The organism is Neisseria sp. 20925_1_37 (assembly GCF_041433255.1).
In the GTDB taxonomy this organism is placed as follows: Bacteria; Pseudomonadota; Gammaproteobacteria; order Burkholderiales; family Neisseriaceae; genus Neisseria; species Neisseria flavescens_D.
On sequence record NZ_JAPWBC010000022.1, the window covers coordinates 1 to 8,019 of the forward strand.

At 47.8% G+C, this 8,019-nt stretch carries 4 protein-coding genes; 1 reads left to right on the forward strand and 3 read right to left on the reverse strand.

The window, feature by feature from the left end; translation table 11 throughout:
* Together O3661_RS10435 and O3661_RS10440 are read right to left on the reverse strand one after the other, a co-directional pair.
* On the reverse strand, window positions 1-4,373 hold a 4,373-nt coding region (locus O3661_RS10435), incomplete at its 3' end, for an ESPR-type extended signal peptide-containing protein (protein ID WP_371493372.1).
* A gap of 568 nt (window positions 4,374-4,941) precedes the next feature.
* Window positions 4,942-5,562, reverse strand: a complete 621-nt coding sequence (locus O3661_RS10440) for an L-threonylcarbamoyladenylate synthase (protein ID WP_036491940.1) — start codon at window positions 5,560-5,562, stop codon at window positions 4,942-4,944.
* A 217-nt stretch (window positions 5,563-5,779) separates the two neighbouring features.
* On the opposite strand from O3661_RS10440, the gene dusA reads away from it, so the two are divergent.
* On the forward strand, window positions 5,780-6,784 hold the full coding sequence (gene dusA, locus O3661_RS10445; protein ID WP_371493375.1) for a tRNA dihydrouridine(20/20a) synthase DusA: 1,005 nt from the start codon (window positions 5,780-5,782) through the stop codon (window positions 6,782-6,784).
* Window positions 6,785-7,021: 237 nt separating this feature from the next.
* Here the strand turns inward: dusA and O3661_RS10450 are convergent.
* Window positions 7,022-8,019: YadA family autotransporter adhesin (locus O3661_RS10450; protein WP_371493374.1), on the reverse strand; the 998-nt coding region annotated here is incomplete at its 5' end.

The window sequence follows — 8,019 nt, forward strand, 5'->3', positions numbered from 1 at the left end:
TTGACGGTGTAGATGTCTTGGCCGTTGGCACCGGTCGTTTTCACCACGTCTTTGATGTTAGTACCGGCTGCAACTTCGGTACGGGCGGCGGCGCTTTGCTGTTTCAGCTGGCTGTAGTTGACGGCGTCGGTGTCATCGGTACCCGGGGCAACGTTGGTAATCTTGTTGCCGGCGGCATTGATGCCGGACTTGGTCACACTTGGGCCGCCTGTGATGGTGAGGCCGTCTGAATTCAGTTTGCTGTCGCCTGCGGTAACGCTGTCAACGGTGATGTCTTTGGCCAGTTTGAAGTCAATCTGGTTGTCGGACACGGTGGTGACGATGTTGCGGTCGCTGCTGCGGTAGGCAACGGTTTCGCCCAGTTGGACGTTGTCGTCGCTGCCGTTGTCGGCGGCAATGTTCAGACCTTTGGCCACATTGGCGTTGGTCTCTTTCAGCTGACCGTAGTTGACGGCGTCGGTATCGTCAGTACCGGCGGCTACGTTGGTAATCTTGTTACCTGCGTTGTTCAAACCGTCTTTGGTCAGTTTGACATCACCTGCTTTAACGCCGTCTTGGGTCAATGCAACATCGTCGCCTACTTTCACACCGTCGTTGTTCACGGTGGTGTCGCCGGCTTCGACGCTGTTCACTACCAGGTCTTTTTTCAGCTTAACGGTCACTTTATCGTCTTGGGCTTCGGTGGTGATGTTGTCGTCGCCGGCAACGGTCACGGTAGAACCGAGTTTTTCGACATTGGTGCTGCCGCTGTCGCCGTTGAAGGTCAGGCCTTTGGTGTCAACGGTGGTTTTGGCATCCACACCTTTTTGGATGTCGTCTTTGGTGTCTTGTGCCAAGTCGATGCTGTAGTCGGTCACGTTGTTCGCGTCTGCTGCTGAAGCAGTGACGGTCACTTTGTTCGAACCGGCGCTCGCAGTCGTGCCTTTGGCGTTGACGGTGTAGATGTCTTGGCCGTTGGCGCCGGTCGTTTTCACCACGTCTTTGATGTTGGTGCCGGCTGCAACTTCGGTACGGGCGGCGGCGCTTTGCTGTTTCAGCTGGCTGTAGTTGACGGCGTCGGCGTCATCGGTACCGGCGGCTACGTTGGTGATCTTGTTGCCGGCGGCATCGATGCCTGACTTGGTCACACTTGGACCACCGGTAATGGTGAGGCCGTCTGAATTCAGTTTGCTGTCGCCTGCGGTAACGCTGTCGACGGTGATGTCTTTGGCCAGTTTCAGCTGTGCACCACCAGCTACGGTTTCGCTGATGATGTTGCTGTCGCCTTTGACATTGATGGTGTCGCCCAATGCGTAGTTGTTGCTGCCGGTGGTACCGCCGAAGTTGATGCCTTTGGCGATATTGGCGGCGTTGTTGGCTACGTTTTGGTTGGTCGCAAACAGTTGGCTGCCGTTAACGGCGTCTTTGCTGTTGGCATTGAGGTCGCCATTCGCTACGTTGGTCACTTTGTTACCGGCGGCATCGATACCGGACTTGGTCAGGCTAGGACCGCCTGCGACTTTCACACCGTCGTTGTTAACGGTGGTATCGCCGGCTTTGACGCTGTCTACAACCAGGTCTTTGTTCAGCTTGACCGTCACTTTATCGTCTTGGGCTTCGGTGGTGATGTTGTCGTCGCCGGCAACGGTCACGGTGGAGCCGAGTTTTTCGATATTGGTGCTGCCGCTGTCGCCGTTGAAGGTCAGGCCTTTAGTGTCAACGGTGGTTTTGGCGTCCACTCCTTTTTGGATGTCGTCTTTGGTGTCTTGCGCCAAGTCGATGCTGTAATCGGTTGTGACTGCACCATTGGCTGCAGTTGTAGTATTGGAAGTCAAATTCAAAGCATTGGAAACTTGTACCGTTGCTTTATCTGCGCTGACGGTATAAGTGGTTTCTTTGCCTGAAGTTGTTTTATTAACGTGCGCGTTGCTGCCTGCCTCCACCTTGGTTGTGGTTTTGGCATTATTGATGGCATTGGCTACATCACCGGCAGTCGCTACACCGGCAGTCGGTGCGGACACTGTGCCATTATTATCGACAGACAATGTGCCTTGAGTGACATTGATTTGAACTTTTGACGCATTCTCGCCATCGGTGACCGCAACGGTCGTCAAGTTGCCATCGGCGTAGTTGACTGTACCGTTGTTATTGATACGAGATTTGTCTGTACCGTTTTGTTGGATATTGTGTCCAACATTGTTCATAACGGTGTACAGCTGGCTACCATTGACTGCATCGGTTGAAGTGGCGGAAATACGGCCTGCGGCAACATTCTGGATTTGGCGTTCATTGCCTGCGCTGCCTACAGAAACCGCGCCTGTTTTAGCAGATGAAGAAGCTGCATAGCTGACATTAGTTGTCGCACCGCTATCGTTTTTGAATGTTGCATTTTTAGCTGTTGCATCAAAATTATTGGCAGTGCCAACAGCACCATTACCCAATGCAACAGAGCTACCGATCGTAGTCGTCGCGCCATTACCCAAAGCAACTGAATCGCTTCCAGTCGCTTTTGCATTATTACCGCCGGCAAAACTATTCTGCCCGGCAGCTTGGGCTGAGGAACCAATAGCGGTGGAATAAAGGCCTGAACTGTTTGCCTGTTTACCAATGGCAATAGAATAAGCTTGCGTTGTCTGCGCCTGATGACCGATTGCAACAGAATCATCACCGACTGCATTTGACAAATAGCCCATTGCCGTACCGTTATTTTGTGCCGCTGCCCTTGCACCGACAACGGTTGCATTTCCATAGTTGGCTCTACTGTGAGCACCAACGACTACAGAGTAATTGTAATTATTTTCTGTATTCAAACCTATGGCGATAGAACCTGTACCGCGGGAATTGGCATTAGAGCCTAAGGCAACAGCGCCAACAGTTCTCGAAGTTACCGTTGCATTTGGACCAACAGCAACAGAATCTTCGCCAAGTACGTTGGCATTATGACCCAAGGAAACACTACCCGTCGCACCAGTACTTGTTGCCGCATTCGGTCCGATGGCAATCGAATTGGTTGCTTTTGCACCGTCATTGTTCCAGTTTTTCGTACCGTCAGTTTTACCTTCTTCTGACTTAACAGAGAAATAGCGGACACGCTCAATTGCATTCAAGACACCATAAAGCTGTGAGCCGTTGATCGCATCAGTGGAAGTAGCGGAAATATCGCCAGGGGATACATTAATGATTTGACGTTCGTAACCTTTGGAACCGACAGACACAACATCACCGGCATCGGTAGTTGCACCGCCTGCCCAAGTGTAGGTTTCGCCCATGATTTCGCGTTGAACGTATGCCTTACCTTCTTTATCGGTTTTAGAAGCCGTACCCAAAGCCACAGAGTTCAGCAAAGTAGCCTTCGCACCTGTACCCAAAGCTACACCACCAAAGGCAGTGGCCTGAGATTTGGTACCGATAGCCAGAGACAAATCGGCAGATGAATTAGACTGCACACCCAATGCAACAGAACCTTGACCGGCAATAGTATTACCATAAGAACCGCTATACATCGTATCACCAGTCATCTCTTTATAAATATCACGCAGACTTTTACCGCTCAGCGTATATTCACCGGTCTTTGCACCTTTTTCATTATATTTGATGAATTTATCCGTTGCATTGCCAGAATATCGAGTACCACCTACCGCATCTAAATCATCACCACCAATAGCAACAGATGAATTACCATTAGCCAAGACATTACCACCAACCGCAATAGATTGGTCTCCCTTTGCCCACGCACCCTCAGGTCTGCCCTGTGGATCAACACGGTTACCTGAACCAATAGCAATAGCCTGAGTTATCTTAGGACTATTTGAATCGCCTACTCGAGCCGTATTACCAATAGCAATATTATTGTGAGTTACATTCACATTCATAATATTTGGGGAAAGAACCTCAGATGCACGTCCAATAGCAATCGTACCAAAGCCGGTTGCATTCGCGTCTGCACCAAGTGCAATAGCACTTGATGGCGCACTACCCGAACCTGGAGAATTTGCCACTGCATCTTTACCGATGGCAATGGTATTTCCAGCTTGAGCTTTGGCTGAATTACCTATGGCAATAGCGTTACCTTGATTGGCTTGTGCCGTTAATCCTACCCCTAATGCACCAACACCTGTTGCTGTTGCACCGCTGATCGCAGTAGCACTAGTTGTGTTATCAACTGCAATTCGTCCAACCTGAGCAGTTGCCGCATATGCATTGCTTGCCCCAAAAAGAGCTGCCGAAATTACTGTCAATCTGAAAACTGTCGCGATACCATTTTTACCGGATTCGGCAGATACATCTGTACTGTTTTGTTCTGCAGACGATTTCACACGGCCTTTGGCCAATTCGGAAGTTACGACAAAAGATTGAATCGTACGGTTCCAAACAACTTTAAATATCTTATTCATAGGTGTGTCTTTCTCTTTTTATGATAGGTAAAAGCGTGAGCATGAGCATGACGCTACTTTAAGAATTTATGCGGGGTTTTCCCAGCAAAATGCTTATCTCAAGCTGACGTTTATTGTCACTTTGAGACGAAATTTAGGCTTTTGACTATCCCGCAACGGTATAGTATTTCATACTTACAAAATATCCGCTAGTCTAAAATATCAACCGATTATCTTTAATTTTTAAACAAAATCATGACGTTTGAACAGAAAAACCAATCATCAAAAGTTCTCCAGTAATGTTTTTATTAATAAGCGTAATGTTGTATTCCGTCGACAAGTCATCAGCAATCACGGTAATCATGCAAGCATCGTGCCAATTGCTCGGAATTTTATTTAAAATGAATTATTTTAAAAAAAAAATGGGAAAGGCCGTCTGAAAAATTTCAGACGGCCTTTGATGAAATGATTTTGAACAATTGCTTAATTGAATAATTTGTTTTTTAAACTATCAATAAAATTGGCAATATGCTTTTAATACGTCATAGAAAGAATACGTATATCCCTACTTATACAGACGCGGATGGTTTTACAAACCGAATACGGCAATATCGCCCTTGCCTTGACGAATCAGCTCAGTGCCATCGGTCATATCGATAACCGTCGTCGGCTCAGTACCACACCAGCCACCATCAATAACCAAATCAACAGCATGCTCAAGACGGTCTCGGATTTCGTATGGATCGGTCAATGGCTCTTCGTCTTCGGGTAGCATAAGGGTGCAACTTAAAATAGGTTCGCCCAATTCTTGCAAAAGCGCCAAGGCAGTGGCGTTGTCGGGAACACGCAGACCGATGGTTTTGCGCTTGGGATGAAGCGTGCGATTGGGTACTTCTTTGGTTGCCTGCAGGATAAAGGTATAACTGCCGGGCGTAGCTGCTTTGAGCTGGCGGAATTGGGCATTATCTACTTTGGCGTAAGTACCCAATTCGCTCAAATCGGCACACATCAGGGTCAGATGGTGTTTTTGATCGATTTTACGAATCGCGAGAATGCGCTCCATCGCGTTTTTGTCGCCCAGTTTGCAGCCCAGCGCATAGCAGGAATCCGTAGGGTAAACGATAACGCCACCACTACGGACAATATCGGCGGCTTGCTTGATGAGGCGGTCTTGGGGATTATCGGGATGGATGGCGAAAAATTGTGCCATGTTTTTTTCCTTATCATTCTAATGGTTTGTTGTTTGACATTTTAAAACTTATTTGGCCGTCTGAATATTGGATTTCCACCACTATGAATGGATTTAGCCTCAGCTACAACACAGCTGCACCCAGTGCTACCTTATATATAATTTTGATTTACCGGCCGATATCGAAAGTCAATTTAATACACTATATAATGCGTTATTTTGTTTGAAAGTCATCTCAATGCCTGCTTCTTCCCTACCTTCCCGCCGCTTGTCTGTCGCACCTATGCTCGATTGGACAGACCGACACTATCGCTTTATGGCGCGACAAATTACACGCAATGCTTGGCTTTATAGCGAAATGGTCAATTCAGGCGCAGTGGTTTATGGAGATAAAGACCGCTTTTTGAGTTTCAACGAAGGCGAGCAACCGGTAGCTTTACAGCTTGGCGGCTCAGATCCGCATGACTTGGCAATCGCTGCCAAAGCGGCTGAAGCGTATGGCTATAATGAAGTCAACCTAAATTGCGGCTGCCCCAGCCCACGCGTACAAAAAGGCGCTTTCGGCGCTTGCCTGATGAATGATGTAGATTTGGTGGCAGATTGTTTGAATGCGATGCAGGATGCAGTTGAAATTCCGGTAACGGTCAAACACCGCATCGGTGTAGACAGGCAAACAGAATATCAAGTCGTGGCAGATTTTGTGGGAACATTACACGAAAAAACAGCCTGCCGCACATTTATCGTCCATGCGCGTAATGCCTGGTTGGACGGTTTATCCCCGAAAGAAAACCGCGAAGTCCCACCTCTCAAATATGAATACGTGTACCGTTTAAAACAAGAATTTCCAGACTTAGAAATTTTGATTAACGGCGGCATCACCACCAACGAAGAAATCGCCGAACACTTAAAATTTGTCGATGGTGTCATGATCGGGCGCGAGGCTTATCACAATCCAATGCTGATGCGCGATTGGGATACAATGTTTTACAACGGCGCACACGCACCAATCCAATACGCAGATTTAGCAGCTTGGCTATACGCATACAGCCGCGAACAAATCGCCTTAGGACGCGGCACCATCCTACGCCATATCGTCCGCCATGCCCTAGGCCTGATGCACGGCCTAAAAAATGCCCGCACTTGGCGCCGTATGCTCTCAGATGCTACTTTGCTGAAAGACAACGACGGCAGCCTGATTTTAGACGCATGGAAAGAAGTCGAACGCGCAAATATTTGGGATTAATGCCATATAGTGCGAATAAAAGAAAGGCCGTCTGAAGCATCCAATGATGTTTCAGACGGCCTTTAAAATTACAACAGACTGCTAAAGATATATTCATTTCTCTTTGGCTACTATTACGATTAATTCATCGAATCAACCCAAAACATAATCTAAGCATAAAAAAATGCGGCCTAAATAGGCCGCATTTACTTTGCTTCGTCTTTTCAGACGACCTTTTCAGGCCGTCTGAAAGTCAGATTACCATTGGTAACCAACTGCTGCGGTAGCACCGAAGTGACCACGTGAGTTGCCGGAAGCAGTACCTTTGATGATCCAGTTACCACCATCGGAGATGCTAGAGAAGCCGACAGCGTAACCGGTTTCACCGCGGTAGTGACCGCCACCGATAGCCAGCATGCTCTTACCTGGCAAGTAAGCTTGTGGCAGACCGGCGGTAGCCAAAGCTTGAGCCACACCTGCGCGGGCATTGTTGTCAACCTTGTTCACATTGCTGTTCACATCGCCGAATTTTTGGTTCAGCTGGTCAACGTTAACCGCATCAGTACCGTTCTTACCTGGAGCAACATTTTTAATAGTAGTGTTGCCGGCATCGATACCACCTTGGTTGATGGTTACAGGACCTGCTTTCAGTTCGTTAGTAGTAACACTGTTAACGGTCAGATTAGGGTTCAAGCTGACTTTCAGCGCATCGCCGTCTTTCTTAACGAAGATGTTTTGAACTTCTTTCTCTGAAGTCTTACCGGTTTCTTTGTCAAATACTTGAACTTTAGTACCCGCATCACCTTTAATCTGAATAGTGTTATTCAGTTCTTTGGAGATAGAGCCGTCAGTAGTACCAGTCTCGTCAACCAGACCGAACTTGCCATCAGCATTTTTACCATCTTTACCATCTCTAATAATGGTGGTAGTGGTATTACCGTTACCGTCTTTGATGGTTACAGTATGTTCGCCTTTGCCTGTAGTTTCAACTTTAGCTTCAGCGTTCTTACCGTCGGCACCAGTTGCACCGGTAGCGCCAGTTGCACCGTCTTTAACGATGGTAGTAGTGGTGTTACCGTTACCGTCTTTGATGGTTACAGTGTGAGTACCGTTACCGTTGTCTTCAACGTTGGCTTCAGTATTCTTACCGTCTTTAACGATGGTAGTAGTGGTGTTACCTTCGCCATCAGTGATGGTTACAGTGTGAGTACCGTTGCCGTTGTCTTTAACGTTGGCTTTAGCGTTCTTACCGTCTG